The sequence below is a fragment of the Flavobacterium sp. N1736 genome (genome assembly GCF_025947065.1).
GTDB lineage: Bacteria > Bacteroidota > Bacteroidia > Flavobacteriales > Flavobacteriaceae > Flavobacterium.
On record NZ_CP109994.1, the window covers coordinates 4,243,225 to 4,259,890 of the forward strand.

Sequence of the window (16,666 nt, forward strand, 5' to 3'; positions counted from 1 at the left end):
TATTGCTCAAAATTACAACGTTTTCGTACAATATCTAACAAAGCAAACTAGAACAATATGTTAAAATGATCTAAGTTTGTATTAAAACAATTAAAATCAGAATTATGAAAAAGAACCTATTTTTATTAGGATTATTAGTTTGCTCTTTGGTTACAATGGCGCAAACTGAAAAAACAGAAAAACAAGAAAGCTGGTATTTTAAATTAGGGGGGTCATATTTCATCCAAACTGCTGCTGCTGAATTTCCAACTGTATCGGGAGCATTACCAAATACGGATGTTTATGCTGCAGATGGAACTACTTTAATTTCTAGAGAAACTAATCACGGTTCTTTTGGACAAGGATTCCGTTCAGGTTTAACTGCTGGATATCGTTTTACACCACGTTTAGGTGTTGAGTTGGGATTTAATTATTTTAACAGCGCAAATAAAACTATGGTTGAAACAACAAATAGATTAGTAGCAGCCGGACCAACTTTTGCAACTGGTAAAGCAGTAGGAAAACTTGAAGCTTATGATATCGCTCCTGCAATCGTTTTGTTTTTAGGAGAAACTCACGGTTTTGAGCCTTATACTAAAGTTGGAATTATCGTTCCGGTTCATGGAACATTAGAAATTGAAACTAATAGAACATATACAAATCCAGCAGGAAAAACAGAGACTTACTCAAAAGACGTTATTAAACCAAACCCAACAGTTGGATTTACTGCAGCTTTAGGTACATCTTATAAATTAGGAACACATATTTCTCTTTTTGCTGAATTAGAGTATCGTAATTTTACTGTACACGGAAAAACAAAAGAAACAGAAGTATATACTGAAAATGGTGTAGATAAATTAAACACACCTACAGCTTTCCGTCCAGATGCATCATATTCTGCAAGTCATACTAAATACGTAGATCAAATTAATACTACTTCAAATAGTAAAGTAACTAACGCAGCTGGTTTTGATAATACAAGAGCAACTGATGATATTAGTTCTTACGTTGGAATTTCTGGTTTAGGATTGACTTTTGGTCTTAAATACAGCCTATAATTCTAAAGAATTTATAGTTTTAAAAAAAGAGGATATTCGTTAGAATATCCTCTTTTTTTTGTTTTGTGATTTCTCCCTTTGGTCAAATGACAAGATTGTGTAATACTCCATTATATTAACATTATTTCAACGGATTAAAATCCGTTACTACAAAATAATCCGTTCCTCCGGAACTCTAACTAGAGAGCTATCGGCACGATTTATTTTGTAGGGATGGATTTTAATCCATCTAAACGATGCAAATAACAAATAATCATTTGATTTTGTATGATTCGCGAAACCCGACAGGTTTTTAAAACCTGTTGGGTTTACTATGCGTAAAGAAATGTGATATTCAATTATAACTTCGAAGCCCTAAACTCCTTCAAAACTTCGTCAATAACCCAGGTTGTTCTCGCAGCAGAATTTCCTTTTGATGGAGAAAAACCTTCATTGCCTAAAAGCTCTGCAACAACGGTTTCTATAAATGGCTGCTGAATATGAAGCGAATTTTCGATTGTAATACTTTCTTTTTCACCATTTGTATATTGAATATGTATAGGATCATTTCCAAAAGTAGAGAAAGAGATTTTTCCTTTATCGCCTACAATTTCAGTATTATCATAACGTTCAAAGCTGGCGAAATTCCATAAGCCTGTACCATGAATTCCATTTTCGAATAAAAACGACATTGAAACTGAATCTTCTGCAGGATAAGCAAGAAGCTGTGAAGTTGCATGCCCTCGAACGGATTTTATTGGCCCAAATACAAAATCAAGGAAGTCTAAAGTATGACAAGCCAAATCAACAAATATTCCACCACCGGAAATATGCGGTAAAACTGTCCATGGTAAATTAATATCGTCGTCGTAACGTGCTTCAAATGGATGATATAAAACACAATTTACATGTCTTATTTTACCTAATTTATTTTGATCGATTATTTCTTTTATTTTTAAAAATCTTGGTAAACTTCTTCTATAATACGCAACAAATAATGGTACATTATATTCTTTGCAAGCGCTGATCATTTCGTTGCATTCTTCAAAAGTCAAAGCCATTGGTTTTTCTACATAAACCGGTTTTCCTGCTTTGGCACACAAAATAGTATATTCTTTATGAGAGGAAGGAGGCGTAGCAATATAAACCGCATCAACTTCAGGATCATTAATTAAATCAATAGCATTCGAATACCATTTAGGTACATTATGGCGTTTGGCGTAATCCTCTGCAAGTGCAGCATCTCGTCTCATTACGGCAACTAATGCAGAGTTTGGTGCTTTTTGAAAAGCAGGTCCGCTCTTAACCTCAGTTACATTTCCGCAGCCAATAATTCCCCATTTTACAATTTTCATTTTTCTGGTTTTTTAGTTATTTCAAATTTAAAAAAGGTTTGCCACGAATTGCACTAATTTTCTCGAATTATTTTGTTGTTAAAAAAATTCGCCACGAATTCACGAATTTTTTTTTCACGCAGATTTTGCAGATTAAGCAGATTCTGTGTGGAAAAAATCTGCTTAATCTGCAAAATCTGCGTGAAAAAATTAAGTCAGTTAAAAAAAACAATTCGTGCTAATTCGTGAAATTCGTGGCGAATACACACACAGATTATCAAAAATCATTTTAACTATTAAATCTGTGGCAAAAAAAATAACCACGAACTCACAAAAATAATTCGTGAATGCGTGGCTATTAAAAAAACAGACTAAAGTTTACTTTTTAGGTAAAGCAGTAAATCCCATATTGTAAAGCGTGAACGCCTGAATATCTACATTTTCCTGAATCGTTGCAGCAACAGATTTTCCTGCTCCGTGACCCGCTTTTACATCAATACGAATCAAAACCGGATTATTTCCTGTTTGTTTTTCCTGTAATTCGGCAGCAAATTTAAAACTATGAGCAGGAACCACACGATCATCATGATCTCCCGTAGTTACCATAGTTGCAGGATATTGAACACCGCTTTTTACATTTTGAACCGGAGAATATCCTTTTAAATATTCAAACATTTCTTTATTATCCTGTGCAGTTCCGTAATCGTAAGCCCAACCTGCACCGGCAGTAAAAGTATGGTAACGCAACATATCCATAACGCCAACGGCTGGCAAAGCTACTTTCATTAAATCAGGACGTTGTGTCATTGTAGCGCCCACTAATAAACCTCCGTTTGAACCTCCGCGAATTGCCAGAAAATCAGATGAAGTATATTTTTGAGCGATTAAATATTCAGCGGCAGCGATAAAATCATCAAATACATTTTGTTTATGCAGTTTCGTTCCTGCATCGTGCCATTTTTTACCATATTCACCGCCACCTCTTAAATTGGCAACGGCATAAACACCTCCGTTTTCCATCCAAATGGCATTCGAAATACTAAAAGCCGGAGTTAAACTAATATTGAAACCGCCATAGCCATAAAGGATAGTTGGGTTTTTACCGTTTAGTTTTGTTCCTTTTTTATAAGTAATTATCATCGGGATTTTTGTTCCGTCTTTTGAAGTGTAGAAAACCTGTTTCGATTCATAATCGTCACTTTTGAAATCTACCTTTGGTTTTTGATAAGTTTCAGATTTACCGGATTTTGGCTCAAGAGAAAAAATAGTTCCCGGAGTTGTATAATTTGTAAACGTATAATATAATATTTTATCGTGTTTTTTTCCTCCAAACCCACCGGCAGTTCCTATTGCCGGAAGTTTGATTTCACGAACCAATTTTCCGTTATAATCATATTGCTGTACAAACGAAACAGCATCTTTAATATAGTTGGCAAAGAAATATCCGCCTCCGGTTGAAGGAGATAAAATATCTTTGGCTTCAGCAATAAAATCTTTCCAGTTTTCCGGTTTCGGATTGCTAAAATCAACAGAAACAACACGACCGTTAGGCGCATTTAAATCGGTTTCTATAAACAACTTAGTACCTTCGTTTTCAATAATCGTACTGGCATTATTAAAATTGTCTATGATAGTAATAATAGGGCTGTTTGCAACCGTTAAATCTTTAATATACAATTCATTTCCATAGGTAGAATTAGCTGCGGTAATCACTAAATAATGATTGTCTTCTGTAACGTAACCTCCAACATATCGGCGTTTTTGATCTGCTCCAAAAATAACTTGATCTTCTTTTTGAGAAGTTCCAAGTTTGTGGAAATATAGTTTATGCTGATCAGTTTTAGCAGATAATTCGCTTCCTTTTGGTTTGTCATAACTAGAGTAGTAAAAACCTTCATTTCCTAACCAGGAAACGCCGCTAAATTTTACATCTACCAAAGTATCTTCTACAATTTTTTTTGACAAAGCATCAACAATAATCACTTTTCGCCAGTCACTTCCGCCTTCAGATATAGAATAAGCGGCTTTGTTTCCGTCTTTAGAAAAATCTAAACCGCCAAGCGATGTAGTTCCGTCTTTAGAAAATGTATTCGGATCAAGAAAAACTTCTTCTTTCCCTTTTTCGTCTTTTCTATAAATAACCGATTGATTTTGAAGTCCGTTGTTTTTAGAAAAATAAGTAAATTTTCCCTCAATGTACGGAGCACCTATTTTTTCATAATTCCATAGTTTTTCCATTCGTTTTTTTAATTCTTCACGAAACGGAATTTTATCTAAATAACCATAAGTAACTTCATTTTCGGCTTTTACCCAAGCGCCGGTTTCAGCAGATTTGTCGTCTTCAAGCCAACGATACGGATCGCTTACTTTGGTGTCAAAATAAACATCAACAGTTTCCCCTTTTTTAGTTTCGGGATATTTAATATTTTGCCCAAACGAAATCCCTGCAGTTGTAATAGCCATTATAAGAATTGTTTTTTTCATAGTTTTTAGTTTGTCGGTTGTAGCAAAAATAGCACTTTTTGTGTAAAAATGAATTTAAACCATATAAGTTATATAAGTAAATGTGAGCAGATTTACTAAAATGAACTTATATCACTTATATGGTAAAAAAATTATATGTTGAAGTTTACTCCCAAAACAATATTTCGTCCAATATTAGGAACACCGTCTGTTTTTAATCTCGAAAGATGCGCGATATACTTTTTATCGAATAAATTGTTTCCGTTCAGGTTTACATCAAAAGCGGTTTTTCCTAGTTTTACCGTTCCTCCAAAACCTAAATTCACCAAAGTATATCCTTTTGAAGCTGTTTCGAAACCACTTACATTGTCCTGATTAAAAGTCGAAGAAACGTTTAAAGAAGCGTATCCTTCTTCGAACCAATTTTTGATTTTAAATTCAGTTCTTAATGTATTGTTCCAATTGTTTGCCGGAATTAAAGGCAAATAATCATTGTTGTCTTTTTTACCCGTTACCGTTTCAAAACTTGTTTCAAAATGCAACCAGTCTAAAGGATGCGGATGAAAATGCAAACCAACTTCACCACCGTATAATTTTGCATTATCCTGAATGTAAGCAAAAACGTCATTATCTTCTAAAGTTTCTCCCGTTGGCGAAGTATAAATATAATTGTTTACGTGATTGTAAAATCCGTTGATAAAGAATTCAAAATGAGAGTTTTTATATTCTAAATTCAAATCAGTCTGAACATTTTGCTCTGTTTTTAAATCAGCATTTCCAATTTCGTAACGGTTTGTTCCTTCGTGAACACCGTTTGAAGTTAACTCAGCTAAATTTGGCGCTCTAAATCCGGTAGCAACATTCAATCGAAGCGTTAATGGTTCAGCCAACTTTGTTTTATATCCAAGAGAAGCATTAAAACTGTCAAAAGATTTGTCTAAAGGAAGAAAATAACCTTCTTCGCCCTCAATTCCGTGCGCTTCAGATGTTACGTTTCTATTGTCAAAACGTAATCCGGCTTGTAAAACGCTGTTATTCCATTCGTAATTTGCAGTTCCAAAAACTCCAAAATCATTTGTTGTTGCATCCGGAATCAAATATTCTTCACCGGAGTTTTTATTCGTTTGGTGCATTCCCTGAACGCCTAAAATAGTTTCAATTTTCCCTAATTTAGGAAAATGATATTTGGCATTATAATTAAAAGTATTCAGTTTCATATGAAGAGAAGCTTCATTACTGTCTTCAAATTCGCTTCGGTCGTTTGAGATATAACCTAAATCAACATCCAGTTTTGAATTTTCAAAAAAGATAACATTGTTTAAACTCAATAAATGATTAAAAATTCCCTGTCTTGGAAACTGCGTGTCTTTGCTCGAAGATTGTTCTGCAATTCCGTCTTCCGGAATCCCAATATCCAATTTATTGTAATTATATCTCAAAACACTAGAAAAGCTTGAATTGCTGTATCCAATTCCGGTTTTAAAATCAGTTTCGTTATAACGTGAATTTGTTACACGATCGCCATCGGCAATTTTATAATCAGAATGTGTGTTGTAGCTTCCGCGAGCCAAAAATTTCCAGTTATCCGTAGAAGTTTTCAAACCAATAGATGAATTGCTTCCTTGTGTATTTGTAAAATATTTTTGACTGAAATTAGCCTTAAAAGTATTCGCATCGGCAAATTTTTCAGGATTAAAATATAAAACACCGCCCAAAGCATCAGAACCATATAATAAAGATGCCGGACCTTTAATAACTTCGACACTTTCAATTCCGGCATCGTTTAAACCTAAGCCATGTTCGTCTCCAAACTGTTGATTTTCGATACGAACACCTTGAGAATAAACCAAAACTCGATTTCCGCTTAAACCACGAATAACTGGTTTTCCAATAGAAGTTCCTGTAGAAATTTGAGAAACTCCGGGAATCGTTGCCAAACCTTCAATTAAAGTTGAGGTTCCTTTTTGCTGTAATGTTTTGATGCTTTCATGCTCCACTTTCATGACGTTTTGCGACTGCAATTTGTTAAATGGAGTTGAAACTACGACTTCATCCATTTCAAAAACAGATTCAGTTAGTATTACATCTAAAGTGTTATCTTTTAATATTTTATCAATAGTTTTGTTTTGAGTGGTATACCCAACAAAAGCAAAGGCAAGTCGTAAACTTCCGTTTGGAAGATTTTTAAATTCGTATTTTCCGTTCTCGTCCGTTGTTGTTCCTTTATGTAATTCCGGCGCATAAACAGAAACGCCTGGCATTGGCTGGTTTTCAAGATTTGTTACGGTTCCTGAAACAGAATTTTGAGCCGAAAGCAGGCTCGAAACCCCTAAAATAAGGGCTAATATGATTTTTTTCATTTGAAAATGATGCTATAAGTTAATTGATTTTTTTCTTTTAAAATAAAAACTAAAAAGAATAGAAACATCTGCCGATTCTGAAGTTTCAGAATGGGGAAATCGACTAATTTTTTTGAATTAGATTAAAAGATTACTGGTTTTATTTCGAGTATTTCGAAATCTAAGAAACTATAGCAGCAGGAGGTCCGCGCAATAAATAAGCGCTTCCTGAAAACGAAAAAATATTTTCTGAAAAGGCAAAGAAATAAGGAATCTCTTTGTGAAAAGTGCGAAATTGAAATGAAAAATCTTCGGGAAGAATGTAGCTTCCAAAAGCAAAGTGACAAACATAACACAAGTCATAATTATGGTGTTGGTGGGTTATTTCGCCACTTGGATCACTGTAATTATGATGACATTGTTTCTCTGAAAGCTGCTTTACAATATGCTCATAACTGTGTATGGACTGAAACAATATTGAGAACAATACTGTCAGCGCCAGGGAGACACTTAATATGAGCTGCTTTTTTTTCATGCAGGACAAAGGTATAAAAGAGCAACGAAAAATCGGTTTATTTTTTTGATTCTATTGTTGTTTTATTGAAAATTGTGCAGAGAAAGAAATTATTTGCCGTTAAAAATAGAATAATTACGTTCTTTTTATTTCCTGAACAGGCATTATATTATATTTGTAAGTGAAATAAATCAACTCTAAAAAACGTTTACTTGAAAACCTCAAAACCAAAATACGATATGCGATTCCTTTTTAGTTGTTTATTTTTAATGTCGTTTTTTAGTGTTTTTTCGCAAGAAGAAGTAAAACCTAAAATAGAACCCATTGTAAAAATCGATTCGTTGTATCGCGAAGACCAGTTTTATTTTTCGATTACCTATAATCTTCTAACACAGATTCCGCAGGGATTGAAACAAAATAAATTTTCTGCCGGACTTTCTGCGGGATTTTTGCGCGATATGCCTGTTAATGAAAAAAGAACTCTTGCAATTGCTGCAGGTTTAGGATTGAGTTATCAAAATTATTTTCAAAATCTGACCATTTCTAAGGGTCCCGACGGAATATTGGCTTATGAAGTAAGTGATTATAATGATATTAAATCAAATCGATACAGACAATATCTGGTCGATCTTCCAATAGAATTTCGATGGAGAAACTCAACTTATGAAAGTTACAGGTTCTGGAGGATTTATGCAGGATTTAAAATAAGTTATGTTTTCTCTAATAAATCTGTTTTAGATAATGGAGAAGAAAGTTATTCGATTACCAATAATCCCAATATAAATAAAATTCAATACGGTGTTTATCTGGCTGCCGGTTATAATACCTGGAATGTTTATCTCAATTATGGTTTAAATCCTTTGTTTAAAAATGTAATTACGACATCCGGACAAAAAATTGATGTAAGAACCCTAAATGCAGGGTTAATATTTTATATTCTATAACCACAAATACAAGAATAATATTTGCGGAAATACACCAAGCGATAAACCAATAAGGAGTTCTTTGTTTGTGTGCGCTTCCATGGCTAATCTTGACGATGCTACAATTCCTGTAAGCAAAACAAGCAAAGCGGTCCAATAAGGATTTTGCATTTGCAAATGAATATTTAACCCAATAACAAAAATTGTAAATCCACTGATTGCCATCATGTGCAAACTTGCCTTTATTTTGAAAAGCGAGGCAACTAATGCCAGAATTGTGCTGAATAAAGCGCCAAGAAAAAAGAAATGAAGCTCTGGATATCGTGCAATAACAATGCTTCTTTTTACCAATAAAATATAAAGGAAACATTGTAAAATAAGCGGAATTTTTCGCTGTGAAGTTTCATGAACCATTACAGATTTTACATGTCCGGTGGAACGCAACAGCAAAAAAAACAATATGGGAACCAAAATCGTAATGATCAGAATTTGAAATAAAACATAGTATTTCTCATGATTTGTAAAAACATCACCTTTACAAAACAAATAGAATAAAGTAGCATACATCGATATAAAAATCGGATGCAGTATATAGGAGAAAACAGGGAGGATTTTTTTCAAAACTTGGTAATTTGTGGTCTTTACAAATATAAGGAAATAATTTTTTTTGCCACGAATCTCACGAATTTTCACTAATTAAATTCGTAGTAATTTTTTTTATTTTTTGCCACAGATTTAAAGGATTAAAATGATTTTCTAATCTGTGCGAATCTTTTTAATCTGTGGCAAATTTTTTAGCCGCAAAGAATTAGTGAGAATTTGTGAAATTCATGGCAAACCTTTTTAATATGATTATCATTTGTTTCACGCAGATTTTGCAGATCTAAGCCGATTTATTTGATAAGTAAAATTTGTGCGCATCTGCTTAAATCTTTTTTAAATCTGCGTGAAAAAATAATTTTTGGCAAACCTTTTTATTAATCTGTGGCAAACTTTTAATCGCAAAGAATTAGTGAAAATTTGTGAAATTCGTGGCAAACCTTTTTTTAAATTTGACAAAAGAAAATTTCTAAATGAGCATAAATTTAAAAAACCTAATTCCGGTTCTTGACGCCAAATGGATTGGCTCTGACGCTGATGTTTTTATTGATCATATTTCAATAGACAGCCGCTCGCTGCAAAACGGATCGCAAACTTTATTTTTTGCATTATCAGGCGTAAATAATGATGCTCATTTATATATTTCGGAACTTATAGAAAAAGGCGTTCAGAATTTTGCAGTGCAGTATATTCCTGAAAATTGCGAAGGAAAAGCCAATTTCCTGCTTGTAAAAAATACCCTGAAATCATTACAGGATTTTGCAGCTTATTATAGAAATCTTTTCCATTTTCCTGTCATCGGTCTGACCGGAAGCAACGGAAAAACGATTGTAAAAGAATGGCTTAATTTTTTATTGAGTCCGGATTATAATATTATCAGAAGCCCAAAAAGTTATAACTCACAAGTTGGCGTTCCGCTTTCGGTTATTGCCATTAATGAGAAACACAATTTGGGCATTTTCGAAGCCGGAATTTCGACGGTTAATGAAATGGATAAACTCGAAAAAATCATTAAACCCACAATTGGAGTGCTTACTAATATTGGTACGGCACACGATGAAGGCTTTTTGAATTTAGTACAAAAGATTGATGAAAAACTGCTTTTGTTTAAAGATTGTCCGGTAATTATTTATCAAAAAAATGAAATTGTCGATTCGTGCTTGTCTCAATTTGCGGCAGAATATATGCTTCATCCGCGAAAACTTTTTTCATGGAGTTTTACAGATAAATCCGCAGATGTTTTTATTCTGACAAAAGAAAATAAAGGCGATAAAACACGTATTCAATATCAATATAAAAACGAAAAATTTGATTTAGAAATTCCGTTTCAGGATTCTGCATCCATAGAAAATGCTATTTCCTGTTTATTGGTTTTGCTCTATTTTAATTATGATTGCGGAACTATTCAAAATCGTATGAAGATGTTGTATCCGGTTGAAATGCGTTTAGAAGTTAAAAACGGAATCAACAATTGCAGTATTATTGATGACAGTTACAGTTCTGATTTTCAGTCGCTAAAAATTGCGCTGGATTTTCTGGAAAGCCAAAAAAAGAATGCTTCTAAAACGGTTATTTTATCAGATATTTTCCAAAGCGGATTTTCAAATGAAGAATTATATTCGAAAGTTGCCCAGCTTATTTCGGATAATAAAATAAATCGTGTTATTGGCATCGGAACAACGATTTCATCTTTTGCAGCTAAATTTTCGAATTGTATTACTTTTCAAAATACAGCTGAATTTATTGCCAATTTTGAAAACCTAGAATTTTCAAATGAAACCATTTTGATAAAAGGAGCAAGAACGTTTCAGTTTGAAGAAATCGTAACGTTATTGGAGGAGAAAACGCATGAAACCATTCTCGAAATTAACCTTGATTCGATTAGTCATAACCTGAATTTTTTTAAATCTAAACTGGCAAATGATGTAAAAATCATGGTCATGGTTAAGGCTTTCGGATATGGAAACGGTGGTTTGGAAATTGCAAAATTATTAGAACATCATAAAGTTGATTATTTGGGCGTGGCTTTCGCAGATGAAGGAATCTCGCTTAAAAATGGCGGAATTAAATTGCCAATTATGGTTTTAAATCCTGAATCTACCAGTTTTCCGTCTATTATTCAATATCAGTTAGAACCTGAAATTTATAGTGTAAAAGGATTAAATGCTTTTTTGAAAATTGCACGCGAAAAGAATTTAAAAGATTTTCCGATTCATATAAAACTCGATACAGGAATGCATCGTTTGGGTTTTGAAGAAAACACCTTAGACGAATTGATTCAGACTTTAAAAGGAAATTCGACCGTTAAAGTGCAAAGTGTTTTATCGCATTTGGCAACAAGTGACGATATGAATCATTATGATTTTGTGATTTCGCAAATTAATCTGTTCGAAAAATTATCATCAAAATTAATTTCCGAATTAAATATTAATCCAATTCGTCATATTTTAAATACTTCAGGAATTAGCAATTTTCCGGCTGCTCAATATAATATGGTACGACTTGGAATTGGACTTTACGGAGTTTCAAATGATCCGTTAGAACAAAAATATCTGGAAAATGTTGGAACTTTAAAATCAATCATTTCTCAGGTTCGAACCATTCCGGCGGGCGACAGCGTGGGTTACGGACGTCGTTTTATGGCAGAGAAACCAACTAAGATTGCTACGATTCCAATTGGTTATGCAGACGGAATTTCGCGATTATGGGGAAATGAGGTTGGTTATGTTATGATTAAAAACCAAAAAGCATCAATTGTAGGCAGCATTTGCATGGATATGCTTATGGTTAATGTAAGTGAAATTGATTGCAAAGAAGGAGATTCGGTTATTATTTTCGGCGAAAGCCCAACAGTAACAGAAATTGCAGATGCACTGAAAACAATTCCGTATGAAATTTTAACAAGTATTTCGCAACGCGTAAAAAGGGTATTTTTTAGATAGAATTCAGAAATTTTAAAGAAAATTACGTATTTTCGGTCTTTATTAATTACATATAAAACGAACAATTATGGGAATATTTTCTGAATTTAAGGAATTTGCAATGAAAGGCAACGTAGTCGATCTGGCTGTCGGTGTTATTATTGGAGCTGCTTTTGGCAAAATTGTAAGCTCATTAATTGAAAATGTAATTACGCCATTGATATTAAAACCGGCATTAGACGCAGCACATTTATCGACTATCGAAGAGCTGACGGCTTTTGGAGGAGTAAAGTACGGGTTGTTTATCTCAGCAGTAATCAATTTTGTAATTGTTGCTTTTGTTTTATTTCTGATCATTAAAGGAATAAATAATATTAAAAAGAAAGATGTTGCGCCACCGCCACCAGCCGGACCAACACAGGAAGAACTTCTTATTCAAATTAGAGATCTGTTAAAAAATAAATAATATACCGCTACACTAAGTCTAACTTAACCGTTCCTTAATTGGGACGGTTTTTTTATAATTGTTTGTTTTGTAACATTTTGTTATTTTTTGTGAATCAGCTTGTTTTGACTTTTATATTGTATACTTTTGCAGTATAATTTAGATTTAATTCATACTAAAAACATAAAAATGAGAATAGCGGTTGTAGGTGCCACTGGTATGGTTGGCGAAGTAATGCTTAAAGTGTTGGCAGAAAGAAATTTTCCTGTTACAGAATTGATTCCTGTTGCATCTGAAAAATCAATAGGAAAAGAAATTGAATATAAAGGAACTAAATATAAAGTTGTAGGAATGCAAACCGCAGTTGATATGAAAGCTGATATTGCAGTTTTTTCTGCAGGAGGAGATACTTCATTAGAGTGGGCTCCAAAATTTGCAGCTGCCGGGACAACAGTTATTGATAACTCATCGGCATGGAGAATGGATCCGACTAAAAAATTAATCGTTCCTGAAATCAACGCTTCAACATTAACAAAAGAAGATAAAATTATTGCAAACCCAAACTGCTCGACTATTCAAATGGTTTTGGCATTAGCGCCTTTGCATAAAAAATACAACATCAGAAGAATTATTGTTTCTACTTATCAATCGATTACCGGAACCGGCGTAAAAGCGGTAAGACAATTAGAGAATGAGTACGCAGGAATTCAGGGAGAAATGGCATACAAATATCCAATTCACAGAAACGCGATTCCACATTGCGACAGTTTTGAAGACAACGGATATACTAAAGAAGAAATGAAATTAGTTCGCGAAACTCAAAAAATTCTTGGAGACAATACAATCAGAGTTACCGCAACCGCAGTTCGTGTACCAGTTGTGGGCGGACATAGCGAGGCTGTAAATGTTGAGTTTACAAATGATTTTGATGTAAACGAAGTACGCGAAATTTTACATAATACAGATGGAGTAGTGGTGCAGGATAATCTGGACACATTTACATATCCAATGCCTTTGTATGCTGAAGGTAAAAATGATGTTTTTGTAGGTAGAATTCGTCGTGACGAAAGCCAGGAAAACACATTAAACATGTGGATTGTTGCTGATAACCTAAGAAAAGGGGCTGCAACAAACACGATTCAAATCGCTGAATATTTAATTGCGGCAGGTTTGGTATAAACCAGAGATTAAAGAAAATTGTTATAAAGAAAAAACCGTAATTGCAGTAATGTAATTACGGTTTTTTTGATTCTTAATCTCATATAATAAACCCGACAGTCCCGAAGTCTCGGGATAAAACCTGTCGGGTTTAATAAAAAAAGCGAGAACTTTAATTCCCGCTTTTTTTATGATTTAATATTCCGGAGCCAGTTCTAATTCCAGTCCTTCTAATTCTTCAGTAATTGGTATCTGACAACCTAAACGGCTATTTGATTTAACATAAAACGCTTCCGAAAGCATGGCTTCTTCATCATCTCCCATTTCAGGTAATGCAACATCATTTAGAACGTAACACTGGCAAGAAGCACACATGGCCATTCCTCCGCAGGTTCCTTCAACAGGAAGTTCGTATGCCTTGCATAACTCCATTATATTCATTGCCATATCGGTCGGAGCCTGTAACTCGTGTATAACTCCTTCTCGATCTTTAATCTTTATTAATACATCCATTTTTAATGTTGGAATTTTTCTGATTTAGGATTTTATAACGTGAAAAAATCCTTTGTTGTATTTTTAACTAGTTGGTTTTGTACTAAATGCGTACTCTTTTTTGTTTCCTTCTTTCTGACGCATTTTAATGCCAAGGATGTAACCATTTTTTTCTAATAAGGTAACAATAGCAATAACTGAATAATAATCTTTATCAGCCTGAAAAATTAGAGTTCCTTCATAAGTTGAGTTTACAACACCTTGTTTGTCTGTAGTAACAGAAACTTTTCTTGGATGCGAAAATTCGGCAGAGCTATACGTTGCTTTATTGGCAAATTTAGCTTTTCCTTCGCAGAAATCATACAAAAAATCGTAATTACCAATTCTTAAAGTTCCTTCTTCTTGATTTGAATTTGTAGAGAATACAATTTTACCTGAATAAGTAAAATCCGACCATTCTTCTGCTTCGTTCAAATAAGCTTTGTCAACGACAAGAGTAGTTATGTTTTGTTGCGCATAACTTGCTGAAACAAAAAACATTAATAAAACCAGAGCGTAAAAATTCTTCATAAATATCGGATTAAGGGGTTACGTCACAAATTTAAGTTAAAAATGTAACAATACCTTAATCAAAACTCTTAAATCTTTAGATAGTTTTTTGTTAAAATCGCAAAAATGAGCTTTTTTTTGAATGTTTTTTTAATTTTCCCAAATCAAAACCATTAAAGGCAAGTAATTCTTGTTAATTACATATATCATCAAAATGCCAAAAAAAACGCTTTTTGTTACATAATATTTACCACAGTTTCGATTTGGGGAGCATATTTTTTTATAGTGGTTTCAACACCTGCTTTTAGGGTCATTTGGTTTACACTGCAGCTAATGCACGCTCCTTCAAGACGAACTTTAACATGTTTGTCATCGTCTATAGAAATTAGTGTAATGTCTCCTCCATCAGAATTTAAAAAAGGTCTGATTTCATCAAGAGCCAATAATACGTTGCTTGTTAATTCTTCTGTTGTCATAATATTAATGTGTCAATTAGAGAATTAGAAAATGTGTCAATTAGAGAATATGTCAATTAGAAAATGTGTCAATTTAGATAATTCTTAAAACTATCCAATTATTCATTATCTCATTATCAAAATTATCTCATTATCTCATTGTCCAATTATCTAAATTATCTAATTTATTTCTTTACTGCTGAACAACCTGCCATTGTTGTAATTTTAATAGCTTCGGTTGCTGGTAAGCTGTCATTTCTGTTTACTGTTTCCTGTACCACATTTCGCGTGATTTCTTCAAAAACAGCTTCAATTGGCGATGCTGTTTGTAAAGCTGCCGGACGACCGTAATCTCCTGCCTCACGAATTGATTGTACAATTGGCACTTCTCCTAAAAAGGGAACATTTAAATCTTCTGCAAGATTTTTTGCTCCTTCCTGACCAAAGATATAATATTTATTGTCAGGTAATTCTTCCGGTGTAAAGTAAGCCATATTTTCTATGATTCCCAAAACAGGAACATTAATATTATCCTGCATAAACATTGCAACACCTTTTTTAGCATCGGCAAGAGCCACGGCTTGCGGTGTACTTACAACAACTGCTCCGGTAATTGGCAATGACTGCATGATTGAAAGGTGAATATCACCGGTTCCGGGAGGTAAATCGATTAACATAAAATCTAATTCTCCCCAATCTGCATCAAAAATCATTTGGTTTAACGCTTTTGCCGCCATTGGTCCTCTCCAGATTACAGCCTGACTTGGAGCCGTAAAAAATCCGATAGAAAGTATTTTGATTTCGTAGCTTTCAATAGGTTTCATTTTTGATTTTCCATCAACAGTAATCGAAACCGGTTTTTCGTTTTCAACATCAAACATAATAGGCATAGAAGGCCCGTAAATATCTGCATCCAGAACACCAACTGCAAATCCCATTTTTGCTAATGTTACGGCTAAATTTGCTGTAACAGTAGATTTTCCAACGCCGCCTTTACCAGAAGCAACGGCAATTATATTTTTAATTCCAGGAATAGCTTTTCCTTTTATTTCATTAGGATTTTCCTTGGTTTCAACTTTAATGTTTACTTTAACTTTTGCATCTGCAGATACCAATTCGTGAATTGTTTTTTTGATATCGTCTTCGGCTCTTTTTTTAATGTGCATTGCGGGAGTGTGCAATACCAGATCAACTACAACTTCATCGCCAAAAGTTAGTACATTGGCAACAGCTCCACTTTCAACCATATTTTTTCCTTCTCCAGCTACGGTGATTGTTTCCAGAGCTTTAAGAATTTCTTTTCTGTCTAATTTCATTTTATTGTCGTGTTTCTAATGATTGAAATTAATCTAAAAAATTGTTTTTATTTAAACTCATTTCAGACTGCAAAGATAACAGATTATGTTCGGATTTTAACTTTTTTGTATTGGATTTGTTGATATTGGGATTAATCAAAC

The 16,666-nt window shown here is 33.7% G+C and carries 14 protein-coding genes; 5 read left to right on the top strand and 9 right to left on the bottom strand.

Annotation, left to right across the window (positions count from 1 at the left end; all coding sequences use genetic code 11):
* Positions 1-104: 104 nt before the first annotated feature.
* A complete protein-coding gene (locus tag OLM54_RS17965; RefSeq protein WP_264535934.1) occupies positions 105-1,037 on the top strand; it encodes a porin family protein in 933 nt (310 codons plus the stop codon).
* Between the two features lie 338 nt (positions 1,038-1,375).
* Here the strand turns inward: OLM54_RS17965 and OLM54_RS17970 are convergent, their stop codons facing one another.
* From OLM54_RS17970 to OLM54_RS17985, 4 genes are all read right to left on the bottom strand, one after another.
* Positions 1,376-2,371, bottom strand: coding sequence for a Gfo/Idh/MocA family protein (locus OLM54_RS17970; protein WP_264535935.1), 996 nt, complete (start codon positions 2,369-2,371; stop codon positions 1,376-1,378).
* A 357-nt stretch (positions 2,372-2,728) separates the two neighbouring features.
* A complete protein-coding gene (locus OLM54_RS17975; RefSeq protein ID WP_264535936.1) occupies positions 2,729-4,834 on the bottom strand; it encodes a prolyl oligopeptidase family serine peptidase in 2,106 nt (701 codons plus the stop codon).
* Positions 4,835-4,965: 131 nt separating this feature from the next.
* Entirely contained in the window at positions 4,966-7,173 is a 2,208-nt protein-coding gene (locus tag OLM54_RS17980) for a TonB-dependent receptor (protein ID WP_264535937.1), read from the bottom strand.
* A gap of 160 nt (positions 7,174-7,333) precedes the next feature.
* Positions 7,334-7,627, bottom strand: a complete 294-nt coding sequence (locus tag OLM54_RS17985) for a hypothetical protein (RefSeq protein ID WP_264535938.1) — start codon at positions 7,625-7,627, stop codon at positions 7,334-7,336.
* A 251-nt stretch (positions 7,628-7,878) separates the two neighbouring features.
* Here OLM54_RS17985 and OLM54_RS17990 point away from each other — a divergent pair, with 251 nt between their 5' ends.
* Entirely contained in the window at positions 7,879-8,610 is a 732-nt protein-coding gene (locus OLM54_RS17990) for a porin family protein (RefSeq protein WP_319802290.1), read from the top strand.
* Here the strand turns inward: OLM54_RS17990 and OLM54_RS17995 are convergent.
* Positions 8,605-9,210, bottom strand: a complete 606-nt coding sequence (locus tag OLM54_RS17995; RefSeq protein ID WP_264535939.1) for a hypothetical protein — start codon at positions 9,208-9,210, stop codon at positions 8,605-8,607. The genes OLM54_RS17990 and OLM54_RS17995 overlap by 6 nt on opposite strands.
* A 452-nt stretch (positions 9,211-9,662) precedes the next feature.
* On the opposite strand from OLM54_RS17995, the gene OLM54_RS18000 reads away from it, so the two are divergent.
* From OLM54_RS18000 to OLM54_RS18010, 3 genes are all read left to right on the top strand, one after another.
* Entirely contained in the window at positions 9,663-12,131 is a 2,469-nt protein-coding gene (locus tag OLM54_RS18000) for a bifunctional UDP-N-acetylmuramoyl-tripeptide:D-alanyl-D-alanine ligase/alanine racemase (RefSeq protein ID WP_264535940.1), read from the top strand.
* Positions 12,132-12,198: 67 nt separating this feature from the next.
* Positions 12,199-12,576 carry a large conductance mechanosensitive channel protein MscL gene (gene mscL / locus OLM54_RS18005; protein WP_264535941.1) on the top strand — a complete coding sequence of 126 codons (378 nt, stop codon included), beginning with the start codon at positions 12,199-12,201 and terminating at the stop codon, positions 12,574-12,576.
* A 168-nt stretch (positions 12,577-12,744) separates the two neighbouring features.
* Positions 12,745-13,734, top strand: coding sequence for an aspartate-semialdehyde dehydrogenase (locus OLM54_RS18010; RefSeq protein WP_264535942.1), 990 nt, complete (start codon positions 12,745-12,747; stop codon positions 13,732-13,734).
* A 174-nt stretch (positions 13,735-13,908) separates the two neighbouring features.
* Here OLM54_RS18010 and OLM54_RS18015 read toward each other — a convergent pair whose 3' ends face one another.
* The 4 genes from OLM54_RS18015 to OLM54_RS18030 form a co-directional block, all read right to left on the bottom strand.
* On the bottom strand, positions 13,909-14,226 hold the full coding sequence (locus tag OLM54_RS18015) for a 2Fe-2S iron-sulfur cluster-binding protein (protein WP_095929730.1): 318 nt from the start codon (positions 14,224-14,226) through the stop codon (positions 13,909-13,911).
* Positions 14,227-14,289: 63 nt separating this feature from the next.
* Positions 14,290-14,775, bottom strand: a complete 486-nt coding sequence (locus OLM54_RS18020; protein ID WP_264535943.1) for a hypothetical protein — start codon at positions 14,773-14,775, stop codon at positions 14,290-14,292.
* A gap of 215 nt (positions 14,776-14,990) precedes the next feature.
* Entirely contained in the window at positions 14,991-15,230 is a 240-nt protein-coding gene (locus tag OLM54_RS18025) for a NifU family protein (protein WP_026982674.1), read from the bottom strand.
* Between the two features lie 164 nt (positions 15,231-15,394).
* On the bottom strand, positions 15,395-16,525 hold the full coding sequence (locus OLM54_RS18030) for an Mrp/NBP35 family ATP-binding protein (protein WP_264535944.1): 1,131 nt from the start codon (positions 16,523-16,525) through the stop codon (positions 15,395-15,397).
* Positions 16,526-16,666: the final 141 nt, after the last annotated feature.

Coding starts and splice junctions, on each gene's coding strand:
- OLM54_RS18000 (WP_264535940.1), top strand. CDS start 9,663: ATGAGCATAAATTTAAAAAACCTAATTCCGGTTCTTGACGCCAAATGG.
- OLM54_RS17965 (WP_264535934.1), top strand. CDS start 105: ATGAAAAAGAACCTATTTTTATTAGGATTATTAGTTTGCTCTTTGGTT.
- mscL (WP_264535941.1), top strand. CDS start 12,199: ATGGGAATATTTTCTGAATTTAAGGAATTTGCAATGAAAGGCAACGTA.
- OLM54_RS17980 (WP_264535937.1), bottom strand. CDS start 7,173: ATGAAAAAAATCATATTAGCCCTTATTTTAGGGGTTTCGAGCCTGCTT.
- OLM54_RS18020 (WP_264535943.1), bottom strand. CDS start 14,775: ATGAAGAATTTTTACGCTCTGGTTTTATTAATGTTTTTTGTTTCAGCA.
- OLM54_RS18015 (WP_095929730.1), bottom strand. CDS start 14,226: ATGGATGTATTAATAAAGATTAAAGATCGAGAAGGAGTTATACACGAG.
- OLM54_RS18025 (WP_026982674.1), bottom strand. CDS start 15,230: ATGACAACAGAAGAATTAACAAGCAACGTATTATTGGCTCTTGATGAA.
- OLM54_RS18030 (WP_264535944.1), bottom strand. CDS start 16,525: ATGAAATTAGACAGAAAAGAAATTCTTAAAGCTCTGGAAACAATCACC.
- OLM54_RS17970 (WP_264535935.1), bottom strand. CDS start 2,371: ATGAAAATTGTAAAATGGGGAATTATTGGCTGCGGAAATGTAACTGAG.
- OLM54_RS17975 (WP_264535936.1), bottom strand. CDS start 4,834: ATGAAAAAAACAATTCTTATAATGGCTATTACAACTGCAGGGATTTCG.
- OLM54_RS18010 (WP_264535942.1), top strand. CDS start 12,745: ATGAGAATAGCGGTTGTAGGTGCCACTGGTATGGTTGGCGAAGTAATG.